At 63.2% G+C, this 24,888-nt stretch carries 25 protein-coding genes; 21 read left to right on the top strand and 4 right to left on the bottom strand.

The genetic code is table 11. The annotated features are described in order from the left end of the window. The first annotated feature begins 122 nt into the window (after positions 1-122). From ftsH to V3587_RS11920, 13 genes are all read left to right on the top strand, one after another. Complete coding sequence (gene ftsH / locus V3587_RS11980; protein ID WP_283376482.1) at positions 123-2,687, top strand: ATP-dependent zinc metalloprotease FtsH; 2,565 nt, start codon at positions 123-125, stop codon at positions 2,685-2,687. A 59-nt stretch (positions 2,688-2,746) separates the two neighbouring features. After that, the gene (gene folE, locus V3587_RS11975) at positions 2,747-3,364 is read left to right on the top strand and encodes a GTP cyclohydrolase I FolE (RefSeq protein ID WP_019746783.1); all 618 of its coding nucleotides are present in this window, start codon (positions 2,747-2,749) and stop codon (positions 3,362-3,364) included. A gap of 5 nt (positions 3,365-3,369) precedes the next feature. Beyond that, complete coding sequence (gene folP / locus V3587_RS11970) at positions 3,370-4,230, top strand: dihydropteroate synthase (RefSeq protein WP_283376672.1); 861 nt, start codon at positions 3,370-3,372, stop codon at positions 4,228-4,230. A 1-nt stretch (position 4,231) separates the two neighbouring features. Further along, positions 4,232-4,597: a dihydroneopterin aldolase gene (folB, locus tag V3587_RS11965; protein WP_166813241.1), complete on the top strand. Its 366-nt coding sequence runs from the start codon at positions 4,232-4,234 to the stop codon at positions 4,595-4,597. Next, entirely contained in the window at positions 4,594-5,097 is a 504-nt protein-coding gene (gene folK / locus V3587_RS11960; protein WP_166813243.1) for a 2-amino-4-hydroxy-6-hydroxymethyldihydropteridine diphosphokinase, read from the top strand. The genes folB and folK overlap by 4 nt, the downstream gene beginning before the upstream one ends. 17 nt (positions 5,098-5,114) lie before the next feature. Beyond that, positions 5,115-5,582, top strand: a complete 468-nt coding sequence (locus V3587_RS11955) for a DUF3180 domain-containing protein (RefSeq protein ID WP_283376673.1) — start codon at positions 5,115-5,117, stop codon at positions 5,580-5,582. A 68-nt stretch (positions 5,583-5,650) separates the two neighbouring features. After that, positions 5,651-6,730 carry a DUF6779 domain-containing protein gene (locus V3587_RS11950; protein WP_283376483.1) on the top strand — a complete coding sequence of 360 codons (1,080 nt, stop codon included), beginning with the start codon at positions 5,651-5,653 and terminating at the stop codon, positions 6,728-6,730. Positions 6,731-6,840: 110 nt separating this feature from the next. Beyond that, positions 6,841-7,782, top strand: coding sequence for a Rossmann-like and DUF2520 domain-containing protein (locus tag V3587_RS11945; protein ID WP_124568965.1), 942 nt, complete (start codon positions 6,841-6,843; stop codon positions 7,780-7,782). Continuing rightward, entirely contained in the window at positions 7,775-8,707 is a 933-nt protein-coding gene (panC, locus tag V3587_RS11940; protein WP_185564832.1) for a pantoate--beta-alanine ligase, read from the top strand. The genes V3587_RS11945 and panC overlap by 8 nt, the downstream gene beginning before the upstream one ends. A 27-nt stretch (positions 8,708-8,734) precedes the next feature. Beyond that, positions 8,735-9,181 (top strand): aspartate 1-decarboxylase, encoded by a 447-nt coding sequence (panD, locus tag V3587_RS11935; RefSeq protein WP_003945761.1) that lies wholly within the window; start codon positions 8,735-8,737, stop codon positions 9,179-9,181. 3 nt (positions 9,182-9,184) lie between these two features. Beyond that, positions 9,185-10,000, top strand: a complete 816-nt coding sequence (locus V3587_RS11930) for a type III pantothenate kinase (protein ID WP_283376484.1) — start codon at positions 9,185-9,187, stop codon at positions 9,998-10,000. Between the two features lie 260 nt (positions 10,001-10,260). Beyond that, positions 10,261-10,779, top strand: coding sequence for a cysteine dioxygenase (locus V3587_RS11925; protein WP_095970834.1), 519 nt, complete (start codon positions 10,261-10,263; stop codon positions 10,777-10,779). Beyond that, a complete protein-coding gene (locus V3587_RS11920) occupies positions 10,776-11,198 on the top strand; it encodes a rhodanese-like domain-containing protein (protein WP_003945445.1) in 423 nt (140 codons plus the stop codon). The genes V3587_RS11925 and V3587_RS11920 overlap by 4 nt, the downstream gene beginning before the upstream one ends. 21 nt (positions 11,199-11,219) lie before the next feature. Here the strand turns inward: V3587_RS11920 and V3587_RS11915 are convergent, their stop codons facing one another. Beyond that, the gene (locus tag V3587_RS11915) at positions 11,220-12,179 is read right to left on the bottom strand and encodes an AraC family transcriptional regulator (RefSeq protein ID WP_283376485.1); all 960 of its coding nucleotides are present in this window, start codon (positions 12,177-12,179) and stop codon (positions 11,220-11,222) included. 80 nt (positions 12,180-12,259) lie between these two features. On the opposite strand from V3587_RS11915, the gene V3587_RS11910 reads away from it, so the two are divergent. The 8 genes from V3587_RS11910 (at position 12,260) to V3587_RS11875 (ending at position 21,203) form a co-directional block, all read left to right on the top strand. Continuing rightward, positions 12,260-13,093, top strand: coding sequence for an NmrA family NAD(P)-binding protein (locus V3587_RS11910; protein WP_124568962.1), 834 nt, complete (start codon positions 12,260-12,262; stop codon positions 13,091-13,093). After that, positions 13,090-13,593 carry an anthrone oxygenase family protein gene (locus V3587_RS11905; protein ID WP_124568961.1) on the top strand — a complete coding sequence of 168 codons (504 nt, stop codon included), beginning with the start codon at positions 13,090-13,092 and terminating at the stop codon, positions 13,591-13,593. Before V3587_RS11910 ends, V3587_RS11905 begins: the two co-directional genes overlap by 4 nt. 11 nt (positions 13,594-13,604) lie before the next feature. Next, positions 13,605-15,116: a lysine--tRNA ligase gene (gene lysS / locus V3587_RS11900; RefSeq protein WP_283376486.1), complete on the top strand. Its 1,512-nt coding sequence runs from the start codon at positions 13,605-13,607 to the stop codon at positions 15,114-15,116. A 406-nt stretch (positions 15,117-15,522) separates the two neighbouring features. Further along, positions 15,523-15,861, top strand: a complete 339-nt coding sequence (locus V3587_RS11895) for a histone-like nucleoid-structuring protein Lsr2 (protein ID WP_166813291.1) — start codon at positions 15,523-15,525, stop codon at positions 15,859-15,861. Between the two features lie 150 nt (positions 15,862-16,011). Beyond that, positions 16,012-16,908 carry an esterase/lipase family protein gene (locus V3587_RS11890; RefSeq protein WP_283376674.1) on the top strand — a complete coding sequence of 299 codons (897 nt, stop codon included), beginning with the start codon at positions 16,012-16,014 and terminating at the stop codon, positions 16,906-16,908. 5 nt (positions 16,909-16,913) lie between these two features. Beyond that, entirely contained in the window at positions 16,914-17,804 is an 891-nt protein-coding gene (locus tag V3587_RS11885) for an esterase/lipase family protein (RefSeq protein ID WP_411742237.1), read from the top strand. A 297-nt stretch (positions 17,805-18,101) separates the two neighbouring features. Then, complete coding sequence (locus tag V3587_RS11880; protein ID WP_003945604.1) at positions 18,102-20,645, top strand: ATP-dependent Clp protease ATP-binding subunit; 2,544 nt, start codon at positions 18,102-18,104, stop codon at positions 20,643-20,645. A gap of 78 nt (positions 20,646-20,723) precedes the next feature. After that, the gene (locus V3587_RS11875; protein WP_124568958.1) at positions 20,724-21,203 is read left to right on the top strand and encodes a nucleoside deaminase; all 480 of its coding nucleotides are present in this window, start codon (positions 20,724-20,726) and stop codon (positions 21,201-21,203) included. 56 nt (positions 21,204-21,259) lie between these two features. Here V3587_RS11875 and fadD5 read toward each other — a convergent pair whose 3' ends face one another. The 3 genes from fadD5 to V3587_RS11860 all read right to left on the bottom strand — a co-directional run bounded on the left by fadD5 (position 21,260) and on the right by V3587_RS11860 (position 24,709). Continuing rightward, entirely contained in the window at positions 21,260-22,849 is a 1,590-nt protein-coding gene (gene fadD5 / locus V3587_RS11870) for a fatty-acid--CoA ligase FadD5 (RefSeq protein WP_283376487.1), read from the bottom strand. Positions 22,850-22,943: 94 nt separating this feature from the next. After that, entirely contained in the window at positions 22,944-23,723 is a 780-nt protein-coding gene (locus V3587_RS11865; protein ID WP_283376488.1) for an enoyl-CoA hydratase, read from the bottom strand. After that, positions 23,720-24,709, bottom strand: a complete 990-nt coding sequence (locus V3587_RS11860; protein ID WP_283376489.1) for an NAD(P)H-dependent flavin oxidoreductase — start codon at positions 24,707-24,709, stop codon at positions 23,720-23,722. Before V3587_RS11860 ends, V3587_RS11865 begins: the two co-directional genes overlap by 4 nt. Positions 24,710-24,888 lie beyond the last annotated feature (179 nt).

The raw sequence follows: 24,888 nt of genomic DNA, 5'->3' as shown, positions 1-24,888 counted from the left end.
CACGGCTGCTGGCGGGCATCGATGGGGCCGATCGCGGTAACCTGCAGGTGTCCGGTTGGCAGCCGGAAGGCGACCTGGCAGACCCGCACTCTCGAAAGGACCGGCCACATCGGCCGACCTGTATGAACCGTAAGACTGTGTTCCGTAACGTGCTACTCGTAGCCGTCGTGCTGTTGGTGATCTATGCCTTCAGTTACTTCAGCAACGACACCCGCGACTTCAAGACCGTCGACACCTCGGTCGCGATCTCCCAACTCGACGCCAAGAACGTTGCGTCGGCGCAGATCGACGACCGTGAGCAGCAGGTTCGTCTGTGGCTCAAGAACGGCAACGACGCCACCGACGGTAAGACGCAGATCCTGGCGAAGTACCCCGCGAGTGCGTCGGAGCAGATCTTCGACAAGGTCGAAGGCGCCGGAGCGGACAAGTTCAACACGACGGTCACTCAGGAGAGTTGGCTGACGTCGATCCTTCTGTTCGTGCTGCCGATGATCATTCTGTTCGGCATCTTCTTCTTCGTCATGAACCGGATGCAGGGCGGCGGTGGTCGCGGCGGAGTCATGGGATTCGGTAAGTCGAAGGCCAAGCAGCTCACCAAGGACATGCCGAAAACCACGTTCGCCGACGTCGCCGGTGCGGACGAGGCTGTCGAAGAGCTGTACGAGATCAAGGACTTCCTGCAGAACCCGGCTCGCTACCAGGCACTCGGCGCCAAGATTCCGCGCGGTGTGCTGCTGTACGGCCCTCCCGGAACCGGTAAGACGCTGCTCGCTCGCGCTGTCGCAGGCGAAGCCGGCGTCCCGTTCTTCACCATCTCCGGTTCTGACTTCGTCGAGATGTTCGTCGGTGTCGGTGCTTCGCGCGTTCGCGACATGTTCGAGCAGGCCAAGCAGAACAGCCCCTGCATCATCTTCGTCGACGAGATCGACGCCGTCGGTCGTCAGCGCGGCGCAGGCCTGGGCGGCGGACACGACGAGCGCGAGCAGACACTCAACCAGTTGCTCGTCGAGATGGACGGCTTCGGTGATCGCACCGGCATCATCTTGATCGCCGCAACCAACCGTCCCGACATCCTGGATCCCGCACTGCTGCGTCCGGGACGCTTCGATCGCCAGATTCCGGTCGGGGCCCCCGACCTCGCCGGTCGCCGCGCGATCTTGCGCGTGCACTCGCAGGGCAAGCCGATCGATCCCAACGCCGACCTCGAAGGTCTCGCCAAGCGGACCGTCGGCATGTCCGGCGCCGATCTTGCGAACGTCATCAACGAGGCTGCGCTGCTCACCGCACGCGAAAACGGGACCGTCATCACCGAAGCGTCGCTCGAGGAATCGGTGGACCGTGTTGTCGGTGGACCGCGGCGTAAGAGTCGCATCATCAGCGAGCACGAGAAGAAGATCACGGCGTACCACGAGGGCGGTCACACGCTGGCTGCTTGGGCAATGCCTGACATCGAGCCGGTCTACAAGGTCACGATCCTCGCTCGCGGTCGCACCGGCGGTCACGCGATGACGGTGCCCGAGGACGACAAGGGTTTGATGACGCGTTCGGAGATGATCGCTCGTCTCGTCATGGCAATGGGTGGACGCGCCGCCGAGGAGCTGGTGTTCCACGAGCCCACCACCGGAGCGTCGTCGGATATCGACATGGCGACCAAGATCGCCCGCGCAATGGTCACCGAATACGGCATGAGCGCCAAGCTCGGCGCAGTTCGCTACGGACAGGAGGGCGGGGATCCGTTCCTCGGCCGTTCGATGGGCGTTCAGTCCGACTACTCCCACGAGATCGCCCGCGAAATCGACGAGGAGGTGCGCAACCTCATCGAGGCAGCGCACACCGAAGCGTGGGCCATCCTCAACGAGTACCGCGATGCGCTCGACCTCATCGCGACCGAACTGCTCGAGCGTGAGACGTTGACTCGCAAGGACCTCGAGAAGATCCTTGCCGGCGTCGAAAAGCGTCCGCGCATCACGGCTTTCAACGATTTCGGTGGGCGTACGCCTTCGGATCGTCCGCCGGTGAAGACTCCGCGCGAACTCGCAATCGAGCGCGGCGAGACGTGGCCGGAGCCCGCTGCCGCACCTGTTCTCGTCAAGGCAGGCGCACCCAACAGCGGTGCCCCCAACGGTGGTGTCCCCAACAACGGTGGTCTCCCCAACAACGGCAACCAGGGACCTTCCAACGGCTACGCACAGCCTTCGTACCCACAGCCGAGTGCTCCGCAGCAGACGCCGCAACCGGGAACACCGGACTACGGAGCGCCCGCCGGATGGTCGGCACCGGGTTGGCCTCCGCGTGAGAATCCGTCTCCGACGTACCCCGGACAGCAGTCGGGTGGATACACCGGTGGACAGAGTCCGACCCCGCCGAACCAGTCGCAGGGCCAGTACGGACAGCCCCAACACGGTCAGCCCCAGCCCGATCAGGGGCAGTACGGTCAGCCGCATCCGGGCCAGCAGGCGTACCCGGAGCAGCCGCATCCCGGCCGCCGTTACCCCGCGCAGCCCGATTACCCGGTGCAGTACCCGGACGGTGGACCCTTCGCCGATCCGAATCGGGGAAACCCGTCAGGCGAAAACCAGTGGCAGAGCCCCACGCCGGAACAACCGCAGACTCCGCCGCCGCATCATTCGGCTGAGGACGACGGCCCGAGCACCGCTCGCTGGGACGGACCGGACGGATCTCGCTGACCCTGCGCCACTAGGCTCTGCGGCGGGGGACCTGTGAACAATTCTCGAGGAGAGTTCGGTTGTCGGTGAATGATGTGGCCAGTGAACTGGTGTCGCTCGGAACGGGCCGCCCGTTCGATCAGGCGCGGGCAGAGGCTGCCGTACGGGAATTGTTGATCGCGGTCGGTGAAGATCCGGAGCGCCCAGGCCTGCTCGACACGCCGGCCCGGGTTGCGCGCTCGTACAAGGAGATCTTCGCGGGTCTGTACTCCGAGCCCGACGACGCGTTGAACACGACCTTCGACGAGGGTCACCAGGAATTGGTGCTCGTGCGAGACATTCCGATGTTCTCGACGTGCGAGCACCACCTGGTGTCCTTCCACGGCGTCGCCCACGTCGGCTACATCCCGGGAAAGTCGGGCAAGGTCACCGGTTTGTCGAAGCTCGCGCGCGTCGTCGATCTGTACGCCAAGCGTCCGCAGGTTCAAGAACGCCTGACCAGTCAGATCGCGGATGCATTGATGCGCAAGCTCGACCCGCGTGGAGCCATCGTCGTCATCGAAGCCGAGCATCTCTGCATGGCGATGCGCGGTATCCGCAAGCCCGGAGCCAGCACGACCACGTCTGCGGTTCGTGGGCTCCTGCAATCCAGCGCGGCCTCACGGTCCGAAGCGCTGGACCTCATCCTGCGTAAGTGAGCGAGATGTCCGCGGCTCCCGTTGCAGGCAGCGATCCGGCCCGGATGGTCGTGATGGGGATTCTGAACGTCACCGCCGATTCGTTTTCCGACGGTGGTCAATTTCTCGATCGTGACGCGGCGATCGCTCGCGGGCTCGAACTGCAACGCATAGGCGTCGACATCGTCGACGTCGGCGGCGAGTCGACGCGCCCGGGAGCCACCCGCGTCGATCCGAAACTCGAGGCCGATCGCATTGCCCCGGTGATCGAAGAACTCGTGGCAGCCGGAATTCGCGTCAGCGTCGACACGATGCGTGCTTCCGTCGCCGCCGCCGCGATCGAAGCGGGCGTAGGCATCGTCAACGACGTATCGGGCGGTCGCGCAGACCCCGACATGGCATCCGTTGTGGCCGACGCCGGAGTGCCCTGGATCCTCATGCATTGGCGCTCGGCCGGTGACTACGTCCACCGCGGCAGCGCCGATCAGTACGACGACGTGGTCCGCGACGTCCGTGACGAACTGCTGTCGCAGGTCGATCTGGCGTTGAAGGCCGGTGTCGATTCGTCGTCGATCATCCTCGACCCCGGCCTCGGGTTCGCGAAGAACGCCGACCACAACTGGGCACTGTTGCGAGCACTACCCGAGTTCAACGCGACCGGATTCCCGGTGCTCGTCGGAGCCTCCCGCAAGCGTTTCCTCGGGTCTCTGCTCAGCGATCCCGACGGCAATCCCCGTCCGCCCGGTGGGCGCGAGACTGCGACGGCCGTGGTCTCCGCGCTTGCGGCGCGTGAGGGTGCCTGGGGAGTTCGGGTGCACGACGCACAAGCCTCGCTCGACGCCATTGCCGTGGTCGACGCCTGGAACCGTGGACGAGAAAGGGCCTGACATGGGGGACCGAATCGAATTGCGCGGGCTGAAGGTTCGCGGCAACCACGGAGTGTTCGACCACGAGAAGCGTGACGGTCAGGACTTCTTCATCGACATCACCGTGTGGATGGACCTGGCTCCAGCCGCAGCGTCGGACGACCTGACTCAGACTCTGCACTACGGCGAGTTGGCGGAGGCCGCCGCAGCCATCGTCGCCGGCCCGTCGCGCGATCTCATCGAGACCGTCGCTGCGGAGATCGCGGACGACGTCATGAAGGATTCGCGGGTCGAGAGCGTCGAGGTCGTGGTCCACAAACCTTCGGCACCGATTCCGCTGGTCTTCGCGGACGTCGCCGTCGTCGCACATCGGACCAGATCGGTATGACGCGCGCTGTTCTGTCGATCGGTTCCAACATCGGCGACAGCGTGGCTCACCTGCAGTCCGTCGTCGACGGGCTGGGCAGCGCTGTCGTTGCTGTCTCACCGGTCTACTCGACGGCGCCGTGGGGTGGCGTCGAGCAGCAGGATTTCTACAACGCGGTGGTGGTGGTCGACGATCCCGAGGCCGACGCCGCTGAGTGGCTTCGCCGATCGCAAGCGCTCGAGGAAGCCGCAGACCGGGTGCGTGAACAGCGGTGGGGACCCCGGAGCCTGGACGTGGACGTGGTCGACTGCGAAGGCGTTGTCAGTTCCGATCCGGCGCTCACACTTCCGCATCCGCGCGCGCATCTTCGGGCATTCGTGCTCGTTCCCTGGCTGGACGTCGACCCTGATGCGACGCTGATCGTCGACGGCCAGAAGTTGTCGGTGGCAGAAATTCTCGACGGCCTCGATCGCAGTGAGCGCGAAGGTGTCCGCACTACCGATGTGGTGCTTGCGCGGTGACCGAAAACGACAAGGGTTTGAAGCCGACCCGGATCAGTGAACTCGCGGTACTCGCCGCAGTGGCGGCCGTGGCCACCTGGATTCTGATTCGCGTGTTCTACGGTTCGATGCCGCCCATCCCTGTTTATGCGGGAGCGTCGCTGTACTTCGTGGCTGTTGCCGAGGCCGTCTTCGCTTTTGTCATTCGTTCGCGCGTCAAGAATCGTCAGGTCGGTGACGGGCTCAGTCAGCTTCATCCGATCACCGCCGCCCGCGCACTGGCATTGGCAAAAGCATCCGCTTTGGTCGGTTCAGCTACCGTCGGTGTCTGGGTCGGAGTGTTGGTGTATCTCATCCCACAGCGCTCGGTTCTGCAGGCCGCGGCCTCCGACACGCCGGGCGCGTGGGTGGGGTTGGGCGCCGCAATTGCGCTGGTAGCGGCAGCTCTGTGGCTCGAACATTGTTGCAAGACGCCGGAAGATACACCTGACGAGCCTGCGCACTGACAGCCTGGTCGGCAAATCACCCACCGAGGTACGTGGCGACCCCGGTCTCGGCAAGTACCCTGGCAACCATGACAAATTCTGGTCGATCGAAGTCTGCGCGCCGAAGCAAGCGCAGCGCGAGCCAGATGATCATTGCTGCTCTTCTGGCACTTGCTGTCATTGCTTCGCTGTTTCTGATCTTCAGCAACAGCGTTCAGCTTCTTCGGGTGGGTCTGGTCGTCGCTCTGTGGGCAGCCACCCTCGGCGCTATCGCCATGACCAAGTATCGGCGTGAGTCGGCACTGGACAAAGCCAAGGTTGCCGATCTGCAGACCGTGTACGAACTGCAGCTCGAACGTGAAATTTCTGCTCGACGCGAGTACGAACTGAGCGTCGAAGGTCGCGTGCGACGTGAGGTGACCGCGGACGCGGAGGAGCTGGCCGGGTTGCGCGCCGAATTGGTAGCGCTGCGCCGAAACCTCGAAGCACTGTTCGAAGGTGGGCTGCTGCCCGAACAGACCGCGCTCAAGACCGATTCGACGCGAGTGCCGGAACTCGGCGGTAGTTCGTACGGCGCGTACCAGCCGGCACCGTCGGGGTTGTACGTTCCCGGCGCCGGCCAGAGCGGGCCCAGCCAACCGGCACCGAACGTCGGCGGCTTGGCTTCGCCCAACGACGATCCGGTGACTGCTGAGACAACCGTCGTGTTCGCGGAGACGTCGTGGCGTGACAGCAGCTTCGTGGCGCCGCGCGTCATCCCGACCCAGAAGTCGCAAGAAACGCAGAAACCCCAGAGCGGGAACCAAGCACCGAGTTCTCCGGTGAGTTCCTCGCCGTCACGAACGGTGAAAGACGTTCCGGTGAAGAAGGATCCGGAGCCGGTCGCGCCGGTCGAGCCTGAAGTCAAGGCTCCCGCCCAGGCCCCGAAGATCGAAGACGCCGTCATCGAAGACGCTGTCGTCGAAGAGGTGCACGAAGTTGTCGCGGAAGGTGAACCCGAACCCGCTGCGGAGCCTGATGCCGAGCCGCGCCGTCGTCGCCGTGCTGCCCCGGAGGATGCCGCCAGCGGTGCTCATTCCAACGGATTGACCGTCGCCGAAATCATGGCAAACCTGAGTTCGAACAATCCGTCCGAAGGCTCCGGTCGACGTCGTCGCCGAGAGGACTGAGTCGCAGATCACTCGCCCGGCCATGGCATGACGGTTCGGGCGAAGGATATCCTCGGACGCAGAACGTCTGGTACCCGCCGAGCGGGACTGGAACGAACGAGAGGAATCCGGTGACTTCCTTCGGGATCACTAATGGACCTGCACCTGCGCGATTGACGGTAGGAATTGTCTCCGCAGGCCGGGTCGGAACAGCTGTCGGTGCCGCATTGGAGCGAGCCGGTCATGTTGTCAGCGCTTGCTCCGCCGTCTCCAGCGCCTCGGTCGCCCGCGCTGTGAAGCGGCTTCCCGATACCGAAATTCTTCCGGCTGCCGACGTCGCAGCTCGCTCCGAGCTGCTGATTCTCGCCGTTCCTGACGACCAGCTTGCGGATCTTGTTCGAGGTCTCGCGGCCACCCAGGCCGTCAAGCCGGGCACGCTCGTCGCCCATACGTCCGGTGCCAACGGCATCGCGATCCTGGCCCCGCTGACCGAACTGGGCGCGCTGCCCTTGGCCATCCATCCGGCGATGACGTTCACCGGTCACGACGAGGACACTGCGCGTCTGTCGTCGGCATGCTTCGGAATCACTGCTGCCGACGACATCGGATACGCGATCGCGCAGTCACTGGTTCTCGAGATCGGCGGCGAGCCCGTCCGAGTACGCGAGGAGAACCGCGCGCTGTACCACGCGGCACTGGCGCACGGCAGTAATCACCTGGTCACGCTCGTGGTCGACGCCGTCGAGGCGCTGCGAGCGTCGTTGCAGGGTGACGAGCTGCTCGGTCAGCAGTTGGTCGACGGAGATCCGGGTGGGGTGGCCGAGCGTGTCCTGCAGCCGCTGCTGTCGGCGGCCTTGGACAACGCGCTACGACGCGGTCCCTCGGCGTTGACCGGCCCGGTGGCACGCGGTGACGCTGCTGCCGTCGACACACATTTGCGCGTACTGACAGACCTGGATCCGGAGCTCGCTGCCGGCTATCGAGCGATGTCCTTGCGATCGGCCCAGCGGGTGGGCGCCCCCACCGAATTGTTCGACATCTTGACTGAAACGGGAGGTGACCGTCGTGAGTGATCTGCAGGGCGGATACAAGCGCGGCGAACTGACGGTGCACCACGATCCGGACAAGCTTCGGCGCGTCTCGCGGGCACTGCGCGGTGTCGGGCGTCAGGTGGCGCTCGTTCCGACGATGGGTGCGCTGCACGCCGGCCACATCGAACTGGTTCGTCAGGCCAAGGTCACCGGCGCGGTCGTGATCGTTTCCATCTTCGTGAACCCGCTGCAGTTCGGTGCCGGCGAAGACTTGGACGCGTACCCACGCACTCTCGATGCTGATCTCGACCTGCTTCGCGCCGAGGGCGTCGAATTGGTGTTCGCGCCGAGTGTCAAGACGATGTACCCGCGTGGTCAGCGCACCACCATCGTGCCCGGGCCGTTGGGCAGCGAACTCGAAGGCGGCGCACGCCCGACGCACTTCGCAGGAATGTTGACGGTTGTGGCGAAGCTGCTGCAGATCGCGGCACCCAATCACGCGTACTTCGGTGAGAAGGACTACCAGCAGCTGACGCTCATTCGTCAGATGGTGTGGGATCTCAACTTCGACGTACAGATCATCGGAGTTCCGACGGTCCGCGAGTTCGACGGCCTCGCGTTGTCCTCTCGCAACCGCTACCTCGACGAGAGCCAGCGCACCGCGGCGGTCGCGCTGTCCGCAGCTCTGATCGCCGGTGCGCACGCGGCGGCCGGGGGCGCGGAAGCAATTCTGGAAACCGCACGCGCTGTTCTGGCAGCTGTTCCGGAAATCGAGGTCGACTACCTCGAGGTGCGGGGCGTAGATCTGGGCCCCGCGCCCGAGCGAGGCGACGGCCGGCTGTTGGTGGCCGCCAAGCTCGGAACCACCCGTTTGATCGACAACGTCGGTGTCGCGGTGGGAACCGGATTCCTCGAGCGTGACACCGACCCATCCGCCGACGCCATCGACGACCTGCTGTCTCACTGAGCACTTTTCACGAGTAAGGACCTGGATATGTTTCGCACGATGATGAAGTCGAAGATCCACCGCGCCACCGTGACTCACGCCGACCTGCATTACGTCGGTTCCGTCACGGTCGATCAGGATCTGATGGACGCCGCAGACCTCCTCGAAGGCGAACAGGTGTGCATCGTCGACATCGACAACGGTGCGCGTCTCGAGACGTACGTCATCGCCGGCGAGCGCGGAACTGGTGTCATCGGAATCAACGGTGCGGCAGCGCATCTGGTCAAGCCGGGTGACCTGGTCATCCTCATCGCCTACGGCGTGATGAACGAGCAGGAAGTCAAGGAGTACTCTCCGCGCGTCGTGTTCGTCGATGCCGACAACAAGCAGATCGAACTCGGCTCCGACCCGGCTCACGCGCCGGAGGGTTCGGGTCTGATCACCCCGCGCATGCTGTCGACACTCGAGGCCTCGCGCGAATCCAGCCTGGTGTAACCCATGCTGCTCACGTTCGACGTGCGGAACACCAATATCGTTCTGGGATTGTTTTCCGGGACTGGCGAGTATTCGAAGCTGTTGCAGGACTGGCGAATGCGAACCGACCCTCGGATGACTGCCGACGAGTTGGCGTTGACCTTCCGTGGGCTGTTGGGTACCCATGTCGATCAGATCACCGGCGTTGCGGCGCTGTCGACAGTGCCGTCCGTCTTGCGTGAAATCCGCGTGATGCTGGAGCGGTACTGGGGTCACGTTCCCCATGTGGTGGTCGAACCGGGTATTCGCACCGGTGTGCCACTGCTGGTGGACAACCCCAAAGAGGTGGGAGCCGACCGGATCGTCAACAGTCTTGCCGCTCACCATCTTTACGAGGGCCCGTGCATTGTCGTGGACTTCGGTACGTCGACCTGTGTCGACGTCGTTTCCGCCAAGGGTGAGTTCCTGGGCGGCTGCATCGCGCCCGGACTCGAGATCTCCACCGATGCCTTGGCGTCGCAGTCCGCTGCGCTGCGCAAGGTCGAATTGGTGCGCCCGCGTTCGGTGGTCGGCAAGAACACCGTCGAATGCATGCAGTCCGGTGCGGTATTCGGCTTTGCCGGCCTCGTTGACGGATTGGTCAACCGCGTACGCGACGAACTACCGGAGTTCGGTGGTGACGACGTCTCCGTGATCGCAACGGGGGACAGCGCACCGCTGATCATCCCCGAATCCGACACTATCGATCACCTCGAACGGGACCTCACTCTCGAGGGGCTGAGGTTGGTCTTCGAGCGCAATCAGGCGCGTCGTGGATCCGGTCGACGACCCGTCGCCTGATCGACGGTTTTGCTCCAGCAGTTTCGCGATTGCGAAAGTTGTGCCACAATGGTGCTCGTGAATCGCTGCATGGGTGCTCAGGAGTGTTGTCGAGGCTGACAGCTGCCTTGACCATTCACATTCCTTGGAGCTAGCTCGTGCTATCCACATATTCTGTAGATCTCTCTGTTTTGGCCCCGACTCTTACTGCTGACCTCGCTGTTTCCGCAGGTCGTAGCTCTAATCGTGGGGCGTCTGGACGTCGTCCGAGTGGTGCGTCGTTGCCCACCCGCCTTCGCCCGGCCGATTTGCTGCGACTGACCGACGAGGGAGCGAACGGCGTGCTCGACGGCCGTTTCGATCACCTCATCCCCGATGCCTTCCCGACGCTCGACCGTTGGTCCACCCGCTTGCACGCGGACGACGACGTCGATGTGTGGCTCATCAGCTGGGTACCCGAACGCAATACCGAATTGCACGACCACGCAGGCTCGTTCGGCGCATTGACCGTCCTCAGCGGTTCTCTCACCGAATTCCGTTGGGCCGGTGACGCCCTGGTGGAGCGCCAGCTCGACGCCGGCGATCAGGCTTCGTTCCCGCTCGGATGGGTTCACGATGTCGTGCGTTCGACCGATGCTCCCGGCGCTCCGGTCGAAATCAGCTCTGATGCACCGACTCTGAGTGTTCATGCCTACTCGCCGCCGCTGACCGCAATGTCCTACTACGAAGTGACGGATCACCGGACGCTTCGCCGCACCCGTACCGAGCTGACCGACCTGCCCGAGGGGGGCACCAAATGACCATCGACCAAATGCTCGACGACGCTCGCGCACAGATCGATCGCATGTACGTTTTTCAGCTCACCGAAGCCTTTCACCGCGGAGCAATCTTCGTCGACATTCGTCCGCAGGCGCAGCGCGCCATCGAGGGAACTCTCCCCGGCGCACTCGCGATCGAGCGGAACGTGCTCGAGTGGCGCCTCGACCCCACCAGCAGCGCGCACCTCGCGCTGGCCACCGACCACGACGTCGAGTGGGTCATCGTCTGCTCCGAGGGCTACACCTCGAGCCTGGCCGCAGCGTCGTTGCAGCAGCTCGGCCTGCACAAGGCCACCGATCTGGTGGGCGGATACCAGGCGATCAAGGCTGCAGGTTTGCTCGGTGCGCTCAGCGGAGTGCGTCATTGCTCCCGCGAGTTGGCGGCCGTTTCCGCTCACTGACCCGTTTGCTGTGCGCCTTTATTAACCGCGGGCGGTTAATAAAGGCGCACAGCAGGTCTGGCGATAGATCTTCGGACTCACTCCGTGATGGCGGGTGAAGGCCGTCGTGAGGGCGAAGGGGCTCGAGTAACCGACTTCTCGGGCGATCGACGACACCGTTCGTGCCGGGTCTGCGAGCAGATCCGCGGCCACGGACATACGCCATTCAGTCAGATAACCAACCGGCCCGATGCCCATGAGGTTGGTGAACCGGCGAGCGAAAGCTGCTCGCGAACTGCCGGCTTCCCGAGCCAAACTCGCGACTGTCCAGGGATGTTCGGGCCGATTGTGTATGAGCCGCAAGGCATGCCCGATGACGCGATCTTCGTATGCCTTGATCCATCGCGGTGATCGATCCGGATTCTCGGCGAACCACGTACGGACCGCCGAGATCAGGACCAGGTCCAGGAGTCGGTCCAACAAGACTTCCTGCCCTGGCCCATCGGAGGCGATCTGTTGTTTCAGAAGCGTTGTCATCGGCGCAGTTTCGATGCTGCCTCGGACCACCGCGACGGGTGTCAGGCTGTCGAGGATCTGGCGGCTGACGTAGGAGTCCAAACGATATGTGCCCGTGAGCATGACGGTTTCGCCGCTCGTCGAGTTGCCCCACGTGCGAACCCCGAGCACTGACATGTCCTCGAGTGGTGAGCCGTCGACCGCGGCGCAGTTCTGCGCTTCGTCGATGAGTACGTGAACCGGGGTGCCGGGCTGATCGGCGACTGTATACGGATCGGGGCCGCGCAGAAGTGCCACGTCGCCGGCCTCGAGATTCTCGGTCTGGCCGGTGTCGGAGACGACGACTGCGGTGCCGCGAACCAGAACCAGCACGGTGACGGGTGCGTGGTCCTCGATACGCAACGACCACGGTGGATCGAGCAACGAGCGCAGCAGAAAAGCGCCCTCCGCCCGCGATCCGGCCAGCATCATCGACAATGCATCCATGATTCGACGGTAGACGCTGGCGTATGTTTTTACGACCTTCGACTATGGAGCGTATCGCCGTCGCGCGGTCGAATGAAGACATGACTACAACAGGTGACATTCAATCGGCAGTAGTGATCGGTGGTACCGGCAAGACCGGTGCGCGCGTGGCTCACAGGCTCACCGCGGCGGGCGTGCGGACCCGAATCGCGTCGAGAACCTCCGGGACGCTTTTCGAGTGGAACGATCAGACGACGTGGCAGCCCGCTGTGTCCGGTGTCGACGCGGCATACGTGGCGTATGCGCCGGATCTTGCGGTGCCGGAATCGAGCACGCACATCGAGGAGTTGGCGAATCTCGCGTATCGCGAAGGCGTCAGGCGAATGGTGCTCCTGTCCGGTCGGGGTGAACCGGCAGCGCAGAAGGCCGAGCGGGTGCTGGCCGACAGTGGCCTGGAATGGGCTGTGGTGCGGGCCAGTTGGTTTGCCCAGAATTTCAGTGAAGGGTATCTGCTCGACCCGATTCGAGAAGGCCACCTGGCACTTCCGACAGGTGGGGTGGGGGAGCCGTTCATCGACGTCGACGATCTCGCTGACGTGGCGGTGGCCGCGTTGACTCGAACCGAACTCCTCGGCCGAGTCCTCGAGGTGACAGGTCCGGAGTTACTCACTTTCGCGGAGGCCGTTGAGGCGATTTCGACGGCGTCGGGTCGCGCGGTGGAGTTCGAAAGAATTGGACTGCAACAATTTTCCGACAGCATGACGGAAGTCGGCATCCCGAGCGACGTCGTGGAGTTGCTCACGTACCTGTTCGCCGAGGTTCTCGACGGACGGAATCAAAGCGTGACCGGAGTGGTGGAAGAGGTCCTGGACAGGCCCGCTCGAGATTTCACCACATTTGCCGCCGAGGTAGCCCGAACGGGGGTTTGGTCATGAAGAAGTCCGAGGTCATTCTGGAGCTGCTGGTCGGCGTGACTGCGCTCGGCGCGCTCGTCGCCGGTGGTGCGTTGTTTGCTTTCTCTTCCTTTGTGATGCCCGCCCTGCGATCGGTGGACACTCATACCGCGATCACGTCGATGCAGGCGATCAACGTCGAAGCACCGCGCAGTGCCTTGATGCTGCCGCTCATCGGATCCGCGCTGACTGCACTGTCCGCTGGAATCTGGGCATCGATCTCCAGGCCGAACGGTTGGGTGCTCGTGGTCGTCGGTTGCGTCGGCGTCCTTGTTTCCTTCGCGGTGACCGCGATTTACCACGTCCCGCGTAACGACGCTTTTGCCTCGGTGAGCGCTACCGACGCAGCCGCATGGGCGTCGTACGAGGCGGGGTGGACGATGTGGAATCACGTCAGGGTTGCGCTGTACCTCCTGTCGGGAATCGTGCTCGCGGTGGCCGCGGTGCTACCAGCAACAAACGCGGTGGACACGGCCCAGTAGTCTTGTACCCCGTGAGTGATGTAGAAGCCCAGCCAGTCGACGACACCCCCGAGCAGCTCCGTATCCGGCGCGAAAAGCGTGAACGGATCCTCGCGCAGGGGCAGGAGGCGTACCCGGTTTCGGTCGATCGCACCCACACGCTTGCGCAGATCCGCGCGGAGTACCCGGGACTCGAGCCGGACACGGCGACTGGTGTGCTGGTCGGCGTCGTCGGCCGCGTCATCTTCATGCGCAACACCGGCAAGCTGTGCTTCGCGACTCTGCAAGAGGGCGACGGCACCCAGCTGCAGGCCATGATCAGCCTCGCCGGTGTCGGCGAAGAGGCACTGGCTGCCTGGAAGTCCGACGTCGACCTCGGTGACTTCGTCTTCATCCACGGCGAGGTCATCAGCTCCCGTCGCGGCGAGCTCAGCGTGATGGCCGACGCCTGGCAGATCGCATCCAAGTCGCTGCGCCCCCTGCCGGTTGCGCACAAGGAAATGAGCGAAGAGTCCCGGGTGCGTCAGCGCTACGCGGATCTGATCGTTCGCCCCGAGGCTCGTGACAACGCCCGCAAGCGCGTCGCTGTCGTCCGCGCGCTGCGCAATGCGCTCGAGAGCCGCGGCTTCCTCGAGGTCGAGACGCCGATGCTGCAGACGCTGCACGGCGGCGCGGCAGCTCGCCCGTTCGTCACGCACTCGAACGCCCTCGACATCGACCTGTACCTGCGTATCGCGCCGGAACTGTTTCTCAAGCGTTGTGTCGTCGGCGGCATCGAGAAGGTCTTCGAGATCAACCGCAACTTCCGCAACGAGGGCGTCGACTCCACCCACTCTCCCGAGTTCGCGATGCTCGAGACGTACGAGGCCTACGGCACGTACGACGATTCCGCGAAGATGATTCGTGAGCTCGTCCAGGAAGTTGCGCAGGAAGCGTTCGGCACGCAGGTCCTCACCCTCGCCGACGGTACCGAGTACGACGTCAGCGGCGAGTGGCAGGTTCTCGAGATGTACCCGTCGTTGTCGGCGGCCATCGGCACCGAGGTCACCCCGGATACGACGGTCGACGAGCTACTTGCTTTGGCGGAGAAGGTCGGCCTCGAGATTCCCAAGGACAAGGGTTATGGCCACGGCAAGCTCGTCGAGGAACTGTGGGAGCACCAGTGCGGCGATCAGCTGTACGTGCCGACGTTCGTCCGCGACTTCCCGGTCGAGACGTCGCCCCTGACCCGAGATCACCGCAGCAAGAAGGGTGTCACCGAGAAGTGGGACCTGTACATCCGCGGATTCGAGTTGGCGACCGGCTACTCCGAACTTGTCGACCCGGTCATCCAGCGTGAGCGTTTTGTCGACCAGGCGCGCCTCGCGTCGGCCGGCGACGACGAAGCGATGGTGCTGGACGAGGAGTTCCTCGCCGCGATGGAACAGGGCATGCCGCCGACCACCGGCACCGGCATGGGAATCGATCGACTGCTGATGGCTTTGACGGGTCTCGGTATTCGCGAGACGATCCTCTTCCCGATCGTCCGTCCGTCCGCTCGCTAGATTCACTTCGATCAGGGTTCGGCCGCACACGTTGCGGCCGAACCTTTTTCAGTTGGGGCGCTCCCGAGGGATTCGATTTGTTCCCGACGATATTCGCCCGCCGCCGCTCTGAGCGGTGACGGAGTTCTGCCGTAGCTTCGGGCTCTGCGCGTTCAGCGCATCGTAGTTCCCGATTCGAAGTGGGACTCGGAAGAGGTGTTTTCTCGTGCCGTCTTCTGTCATGATCCCCCCGCTGCATGCATTCCCCAATGCGTCGCAAGGAGCGTATCGGCACTGTCCTTGTCGCAAGACAAGTCGACTGGCATACCCGGCGGCGATCAGTCCCAATCATCCGGACGAGCCAAGACAGGACGTTTGTCCAGGTGCTATTGTCGCTGCTTATCGAAGGATCTGGGGAGGAATGGTCGTGGTGAAAAAGGTTGTCGTCACGATGGTTGACGATCTGGACAAGAAATCGCCCGCTGACGAAACTGTCGAGTTTTCCGTCGACGGAGTTGCGTACGAAATCGATCTCACCGCCGCCAACGCCGCGGAACTGCGCGATGCACTGAAAAAGTGGATTCCCCATGCGAGAAAGTCGAATTCCGCAAAATCGGCCAACGGATCGGTGGCCAAGTCTCGCCCAGTTGCCGACCGCGATCAGAGTGCCGCCATCCGCGAATGGGCCAAGGGTGCCGGCTTCGAGATTTCGGCCCGCGGTCGTATTTCGACCGAGGTGCGCCGAGCCTACGAAAAGGCCGTCTGAAATGGATCGCGAATGGATTCGGGCGCATTTTGCCGAAACGGATTAATAACGCGTTCTAGTTTGTTAGCGTCTGCACGGTTCGCATCTCTCGTAGAGGAGTCGGTCGTGCGCAGAATCAGGTTGTTCGGGGGAGCGGTTCTTGCCGCGGTGATGCTCATCGGGTTCAGTTCCGTGGCGTCGGCTCAGGCTCCGTTGCCCGTGCCCAATGCATTCCTCGCGGGAGTTCCTCAGGAGTTGGGAAATCCTGGCGGTTCAGCTCCCGGATCCAATGACTTTTCGTGTAAACCGACTGCCGAACATCCCAATCCGGTTGTGCTCGTTCACGGAACGGGTGGAAACAGGCAGACCAACTGGGCCACCTATGCGCCGTTGCTCGCCAACGAGGGCTACTGCGTCTTCGCGCTGACGTACGGCAACTTCCCCGAGCAGCCATGGCCGTTGTCGGCCATCGGTGGAATGCAGGAAATTCCCTCCAGCGCAGCACAATTGTCGAAATTCGTCGATCAAGTACTGGGCGCCACGGGCGCAACGTCGGTAGATCTGATCGGACATTCGCAGGGCACCATCATCAACGGGTACTACGCGAAGTTCCTCGGCGGTGCCGACAAAGTGGACAACATCGTCTCGGTGGCGTCGCTGTGGAAGGGAACGCTCGGAAACGAGCAGGCAAGTATCGGCCGCAGCCTTCGCGAACTCGGAGTATCCGAGGCAGTGCAGGCCGGATTCCCGATCTGCAAGGCGTGTCTGAACATGGGGGCCGGTTCGGAGTTCATCGAAAATCTCCGTGCGGGAGGCGTTTACGCGCCGGGCGTTCACTACACGAACATCACGACGCGCTACGACGAACTGGTGCTGCCGTACACAAACGGACTGGAGCCCGGGCCCAACGCCACCAACATCGTCGTCCAGGACGGTTGTGAGCAAGACATCTCCGATCACCTCGCCATCGCGGCATCGCTGCGCGCTGCGACTTTTGCTCTCAATGCACTCGACCCCGCGCACCAGCGGCCGGTACCGTGCAACTCGGTATTGCCCGTCGTGGGTTGAGCAACATGTGGAGGCCTTCGGTGGGGATTCGAACATGCGTGGGCGCTCTCGCTCTGGCCGGAGCCGTAGCTGCGACCGCCACACCGCTTGCGTCGGCGAACGAACCTCTTCCCGTTCCGTTCGGTTTCTTCAGTGGAATCGCCCTCGAAGCGACCAACCCGGGCGGATCGGCCCCCGGCACCAACGACTTCTCGTGCAGGCCTTCCGCTGCTCATCCTGATCCCGTCGTTCTGGTGCACGGGACGGCGGCCAACCGTCAGACAAATTGGGGCGTACTCGCACCCGTGCTGGCCAACGAGGGGTACTGCGTTTTCGCGCTCACCTTCGGGAATCGAACGGACCAGCCGTGGCCGATTTCCGCAGCCGGCGGCCTCGCACCACTCGGAGACAGCGCAGGGCAGTTGGCGGAGTTCGTCGACCAAGTCCTTACCGCGACCGGTAGCTCGAAGGTGGACCTGATCGGACACTCCCAAGGGACGACGGTCAGTGCGTACTACGCCAAGTTCCTCGGCGGCGACGCGAAGGTTTCCAAGATCGTCTCCATCGCTCCGTTGTGGGACGGCTCGGAGGTCGGCCCACCGGAAGGCGTCGGCGGACCGGATTTCGACAACGCCACCTTCGTGACCGAACTGCGCGACGCGGGCGTCTACTCCGATGACGTCGAGTGCACCAACATCGTGACTCGATTCGATCAAGTAGTCGTTCCGTACAGCAGCGGAATACTGGCCGCGTCGAATGCGTCGAACATAGTTGTTCAGGACGGCTGCGAACAGGACCTGTCGGATCACATCGCGTTGGTGGCGTCGGCGCGAACGGCGACTCTGACGCTCAACGCGCTGGATCCGTCGAATCCGCGTGAGGTGCCGTGCACTCGGGTACTCCCGATATTCGGCTGATCAGGCGTCGAAAATCGCTGTTCGCTTCAGGCGTACAGGAACCGGGAAACGATTCCCTCAGCTGCGACGTTGTGAACGGTAAGCAGTCCGGCTTCCGCCGCCAATCGGGTGGAGGAGCAGCAGGTGGACTTCGCGCCCTCTAGAGTAATAAGTGGGGTCGTGCAACCTTTGTCGATTCGTGGACGTCAGTCCGCTGACCGGCGAGGCGATCAGTCTGTAGTGCCGGAGCGAAACGCGGCGACCAGGGACGAGACATCCGGTCTCGAACCTGCCCGCCGGAGAGTGTGAGGGAGAGCGATGTTCGAGAGGTTCACCGATCGCGCGCGGCGCGTTGTTGTCCTGGCTCAAGAAGAAGCCAGGATGCTCAACCACAACTACATCGGCACGGAGCACATCCTTCTCGGCCTCATTCACGAGGGCGAAGGTGTTGCAGCCAAGTCGTTGGAGTCGTTGGGTATCTCCCTCGAGGGAGTCCGCAGCCAGGTCGAGGAGATCATCGGCCAGGGCCAGCAGGCTCCGTCCGGTCACATCCCCTTCACACCGCGCGCCAAGAAAGTCCTCGAGCTGAGTCTGCGCGAAGCGCTGCAGCTCGGACACAACTACATCGGTACGGAGCACATCCTGCTCGGTCTCATCCGTGAGGGTGAGGGCGTGGCAGCCCAGGTTCTGGTCAAGCTCGGTGCCGATCTCAACCGCGTCCGCCAGCAGGTCATCCAGCTGCTGTCGGGCTACCAGGGCAAGGAGCCCACCGAAACCGGTGGCACCCGCGGAGAGGCCGGCACGCCGTCCACCTCGCTCGTGCTCGACCAGTTCGGTCGCAACCTGACGCAAGCTGCCCTCGAAGGCAAGCTGGACCCGGTCATCGGCCGCTCGAAGGAAATCGAGCGCGTCATGCAGGTTCTCTCGCGTCGTACCAAGAACAACCCGGTTCTCATCGGTGAACCCGGTGTCGGTAAGACCGCTGTGGTCGAGGGCCTGGCTCAGGCAATCGTCAACGGCGAGGTCCCGGAGACCCTCAAGGACAAGCAGCTGTACACGCTCGACCTCGGGTCGCTCGTGGCCGGCAGCCGTTACCGCGGTGACTTCGAAGAGCGCCTGAAGAAGGTTCTCAAGGAGATCAACACCCGCGGCGACATCATCCTGTTCATCGACGAGCTGCACACCCTCGTGGGTGCGGGCGCGGCCGAGGGCGCTATCGACGCGGCCTCCATCCTCAAGCCCAAGCTCGCCCGTGGTGAGCTGCAGACCATCGGTGCCACCACTCTCGACGAGTACCGCAAGTACATCGAGAAGGATGCCGCTCTCGAGCGTCGTTTCCAGCCCGTCCAGGTGGGCGAGCCGACCGTCGAGCACACCATCGAGATCCTCAAGGGTCTTCGTGACCGCTACGAGGCTCACCACCGTGTGTCCATCACGGACGGTGCTCTGGTGGCAGCGGCGACGCTGGCCGACCGCTACATCAACGACCGCTTCTTGCCGGACAAGGCGATCGACCTCATCGACGAGGCGGGCGCGCGAATGCGCATCCGTCGGATGACTGCACCGCCGGACCTGCGCGAATTCGACGATCGCATCGCCGACGCGCGTCGCGAGAAGGAGTCCGCGATCGATGCGCAGGACTTCGAGAAGGCCGCGAACCTGCGTGACAAGGAGAAGACCCTCGTTGCTCAGCGCGCTGAGCGTGAGAAGCAGTGGCGTGCGGGCGACCTGGACGTCATCGCCGAGGTCGACGACGAGCAGATCGCCGAGGTTCTGGGCAACTGGACCGGCATCCCCGTCTTCAAGCTCACCGAGGAGGAGACCACTCGTCTGCTCCGCATGGAAGAGGAACTGCACAAGCGGATCATCGGCCAGGAAGAGGCAGTCAAGTCCGTCTCGAAGGCGATCCGTCGTACGCGTGCAGGTCTGAAGGATCCCAAGCGTCCCTCGGGCTCGTTCATCTTCGCCGGCCCGTCCGGTGTCGGTAAGACCGAGCTCGCGAAGTCGCTCGCCAACTTCCTGTTCGGTGACGACGACGCTCTGATCCAGATCGACATGGGCGAGTTCCACGACCGCTTCACCGCTTCGCGTCTGTTCGGTGCCCCTCCCGGGTACGTCGGATACGAAGAGGGCGGCCAGCTCACCGAGAAGGTGCGCCGCAAGCCGTTCAGCGTTGTGCTGTTCGACGAGATCGAGAAGGCACACCAGGAGATCTACAACACCCTCCTGCAGGTGCTCGAGGACGGCCGTCTCACCGACGGTCAGGGACGTACCGTCGACTTCAAGAACACGGTGCTGATCTTCACGTCCAACCTCGGTACGTCGGACATCTCCAAGGCAGTCGGCCTGGGCTTCAGCTCGGGAACGGGCACGGAGTCGAACTACGAGCGCATGAAGCTCAAGGTTCACGACGAGCTGAAGAAGCACTTCCGTCCCGAGTTCTTGAACCGTATCGACGACATCGTCGTCTTCCATCAGCTCACGAACGAGCAGATCGTTCAGATGGTCGACCTGATGCTCGCTCGCGTCGAGGCGGCACTCAAGAACAAGGACATGGCCATGGAGGTCACCGACAAGGCCAAGTCGCTTCTGGCCAAGCGCGGATTCGATCCGGTACTGGGTGCACGACCGCTGCGTCGCACCATCCAGCGCGAGATCGAGGACCAGATGTCCGAGAAGATCCTCTTCGGAGAGATCGGACCGGGTCACATCGTGCTCGTCGACGTCGAGAACTGGGACGGCGAAGGCTCGGGCGAGGACGCGAAGTTCACGTTCACGCCTACCAAGAAGCCGATCGACGTGCCGGACGCACCGCCGATCGAGCTGACCAAGGCCGGCGAAAGCGAAAGCGCAGCCGAGTAGTACAGCAGAGCAAGTAACGAAACGGGCGGCACCGGTGAGGTGCCGCCCGTTTCGTGTATCACGGGAGAGGGCGTACACATGAACGACATCGAACTGGGTCACCTGCGTCGTTGCGTCGAATTGGCAACGGAAGCATTGGATGCCGGCGACGAACCTTTCGGTTCCGTCCTGGCAGCGGCCGACGGAACCTTTCTGGCGGAGGATCGAAACAGAATCGCGGGCGGCGACAACACTCGTCACCCCGAATTCGAGCTGGCGCGGTGGGCAGCTCAGTACCTGACGCCGGAAGAGCGTTCGACGGCAACGGTATTCACCTCGGGTGAGCACTGCGCGATGTGTTCGGCAGCGCACGCGTGGGTGGGACTGGGACGGATCGTCTACATCTGCTCTTCGGCCCAACTCGGCGACTGGCTCGCGGAGTGGGGTGTGGCTCCGGCGCCGGTGAAGTCCCTGTCCGTCAACGAGGTTGCGCCGAACATCCCGGTCGAAGGTCCGGTTCCGGAGTTGGTTCCACAGGTACGAGAACTGCATCGGAAGTTGCATTCGCAGAGCACGTGAAGGACGCACACGAACGGGCGGCACCTCGCTGGAGGTGCCGCCCGTTTCATGTCGAGTCAGGAAACTGCGTCGACTGCTCGAACCTTCTCTCGCAGTTCACCCTTGACGACTTTGCCGCTTGCGTTGCGTGGGAGCGCTTCCACGACGACGATGTCCTTCGGGTGCTTGTAGCGCGCGAGACGATCGTTGAGGAAGATGCTCAGCTCCTCGATGGTCAGGTCAACGGCTGAACCCGGCGCCATTGCGACGATCGCGACCGGCACCTCACCCCACTTGGCGTCGGGGCGACCGACGACGGCCGCTTCGACGATCAATTCGTGTTCGTAGAGAACGTTTTCCACCTCGGCGCAGTAGATGTTCTCGCCGCCGGAGATGATCATGTCCTTCTTGCGGTCGACGACGTAGACGAAGCCTTCGTCGTCGACTCGAACGAGATCGCCGGAGTGGAACCACCCACCGTGGAAGGCGTCTGCGGTGGCGGTGGGGTTGTTCCAGTACTCGCTCATCATCGTGGGTCCGCGGTAAACGATTTCGCCGATTTCGCCGGGTGCCACGTCGTCCATGTTCTCGTCGACCACCCTGGCGGAGATGGTCGGAATGACCCGACCGACCGATCCGAGCTTACGAATTGCGTCTTCGCCGTCGAGAACGCAAGTGATGGGCGACATTTCGGTCTGACCGAAGACCGCGACATTGAATGCGTCGGGGAAGGTTTCGGCCATTGCCCGCAGGATCGTATCGGACGACGGCGCGGCACCCCACGAGATGTTCTTCAGCGACAGTGCTCGAGGTTGTGCCTTCTGAACTGCGCACACGGCCTGCCATTGCACAGGCACGAGGAACAGACTGGTGACCTTCTCGGCTTCGAGAATGTCGAGTAGTTGGCCCGGGTCGAATGCGCCGACCGGGTGGATCACCGTGGTCGTGCCGAGTTGCAGGCTCGGTGCGATGGAGCCGAGGGCTGCGATGTGGAACATGGGCGACGCGCAGAAACCGATGGAATCGGCGTTGAACAGGTGGAAGGCTCGGATACAGGTCAATGCTTGCGACGACAGATTCGAGTGGGAGAGTACCGAACCCTTGGGGCGACCGGTGGTTCCCGAGGTGTACATGATGAGGGCCGCAGTGTCGTCCGGGATGTCGACGAACGCGTGCTGCTCACCCTCTTCGCTGATCAGGTCCTCGTAATTCAGGCTGTCACCCTCGGCGGCGGCGCCCACGGTGATGGAAATGTCGATCCCCTCGGATGCGGCGCGAGCCGCGCTGGCCAGCGGAGCCAAGGGGCCTTCGGCGACAATGACTTTGGAGCCGGAGTCGTTGACGAGATAAGCGACCTCGGGTGGCGTCAGACGGAAGTTCACCGGAACCGCGATTGCGCCCAGCGCGTTGGTCGCGAGCACGACCTCGAGGTATTCCGGGCGGTTGAGCATCAGGATGAGCACGCGGTCGCCGAAGCTGACACCGCGTCGAGCAAGGGCGTCTGCCAGCTTCTCGACGCGCGTGTCGAGAGTGCTCCAGGTGATGGAATTGCCCAAAAATCGCAGCGCGGTGCGATCGGGAATCATCTGCGCATGCCTGGCGATCTGATTGTTCCAGTTGGTGCGGCGCGAACGCTGCGCCTCGGAGACTGCATCGGTGGAGGCCATCGATGGGTTCCTCTCATGCGTGGGTGATTGTGTGACTCAGGCTACAGTGAGCCGTCGATGTGCACAGGGGTTTTGTTAACGAAAATTCGCAGGGTTACTTGTACTGCGGTGCGCGCTTCTGAAGCATCGCCGTCGCGCCTTCTTTGAAGTCGTCACCGGTGAGAAGTTCTGCCTGCCCGATATTTTCGAGCTCCAACGCGGCGTCGAGGCGATCCAACGTAGCCGCATTGAGCGCTCTTTTGGTGAGTTCGAGGGCACGGCGGGGAGCCTTGGACGTTCGATCGGCGATCGACTGGATGTGTGTGGCGAAATCTTCGTCGGAGACGGTGCGGGACACGAGCCCGAAACGCTCTGCGTCGTCGGCGGAGACCCGCTCACCCAGCAACGCCATCTCCGCCGCGCGGGCTCGTCCGATCGCTGCCGGTACCAGCGCACTGGCGCCGCCGTCGGGCATCAGGCCGATGTTGACGAACGAGAGGAGGAAGTACGCGCTCGATGCTGCGTACGTCAGATCCGCAGCCAGCGCGATGGACACTCCGACGCCGGCGGCGGGGCCGTTGACCGCGGCGATCACCGGGACCGGGGCGCTGGTGACGGCGCGAATCAGCGAAGTCGCCGCATCCATGACGACCTTCGGGTCTGCGGGGTTGACCGCAGCTGCGGCGAGGTCGGCGCCGGTGCAGAACGCTCGACCGGAGCCGGTGATGACGATGGTACGAACTGCCGGGTCTGCGCCGCCGTCTCGGACTGCGGCGGCGAAAGCGCTCATCGTGGGCAGGTCGATCGCGTTCATCCGCTTGGGGCGGTCGAAAGTCAATCGCAGTACACCGTCGGTGATCTCGGAGCGGAAGCCCGTCTCGGCGGTGGTGGTCATGCCGCACTCACCGCGGTGACGAATCCGGAAAGCCGTGAGGTGATGATGTGTTCGGCCTCCGAGACCATGCGGTCGATCATGTCGGAAACCGTCGGGATGTCGTTGATCAGGCCTTGACTCTGGCCGGCCGACCAGATGCCCGCGTCGAGATCGCCGTCTTCGAAGACCTTGCGTCCGCGCGCTCCGGCGACCAGATGCTGGATGTCACTGAACTGTGCGCCGCCGCGTGCCTCGATGTCGACGACTTCGGCACTGATCGCATTCGCGGCCACGCGTGCGGTGTTGTGGAGGGTCCGGAGGATCAGCTTGGTGTCGCGTTCGGTGTTGGCGACAATCTGTTCTTTAACCGATTGCGCTACAGGGGATTCCACGGTGCACATGAATCGAGTTCCCATGTTGACGCCGTCCGCGCCCAGCGCGAGGGCCGCGACGAGTCCACGAGAATCTGCGATTCCGCCCGAGGCGATCACGGGAATCGTGAGTTGCTGCGTGGCAGCCGGAATCAGAATCAGCCCCGGTATGTCGTCCTCGCCGGGGTGCCCGGCGCATTCGAATCCGTCGATGCTGACGGCGTCGACGCCCAGTCTCTCGGCCTTGACCGCGTGACGAACTGCAGTGCACTTGTGGATTACCTTCACACCCGCGTCCTTGAAATGCGGAAGGTGATCGATCGGATTCGAACCGGCCGTCTCGACGATCTTGATTCCGGATTCGATGATCGCTCGGCGATATTCGGCGTACGGCGGTGGCGTGATCGACGGCAGAATAGTGAGATTGACACCGAAGGGCTTGTCCGTGAGATCGCGAGTGCGAGCAATTTCCTTGACGAGGTCTTCCGGTGTGGGCTGGGTGAGACCCGTCAGGAACCCGAGGGCACCGGAATTTGCCGTGGCCGCAACAAGTTCTGCGCGCCCTACCCACATCATGCCGCCCTGCACGATGGGGTGGTCTACGCCGAACATTTCGGTGAAGCGAGTGCGAATCATGTGCTCACAACTACTTTCTTACGGTCGGTCAATCGGCATCGAACCCTGTTGTGGGCAAGGAAAAACTCCGTGCCACAAGGAACGAGCCCGCCAGCGGACTACGTGCAAGACTGTGCGAATCGTCACTAACATAACACCGGTGCGAGAGCGGGTGTCAAGACTCTTTTTCCGGAATCCGT

The sequence above is a fragment of the Rhodococcus sp. IEGM 1306 genome (assembly GCF_036541985.1).
GTDB classification, from domain to species: Bacteria; Actinomycetota; Actinomycetes; order Mycobacteriales; family Mycobacteriaceae; genus Rhodococcus_F; species Rhodococcus_F qingshengii.
This window is presented reverse-complemented; position numbering and strand designations above follow the sequence as displayed.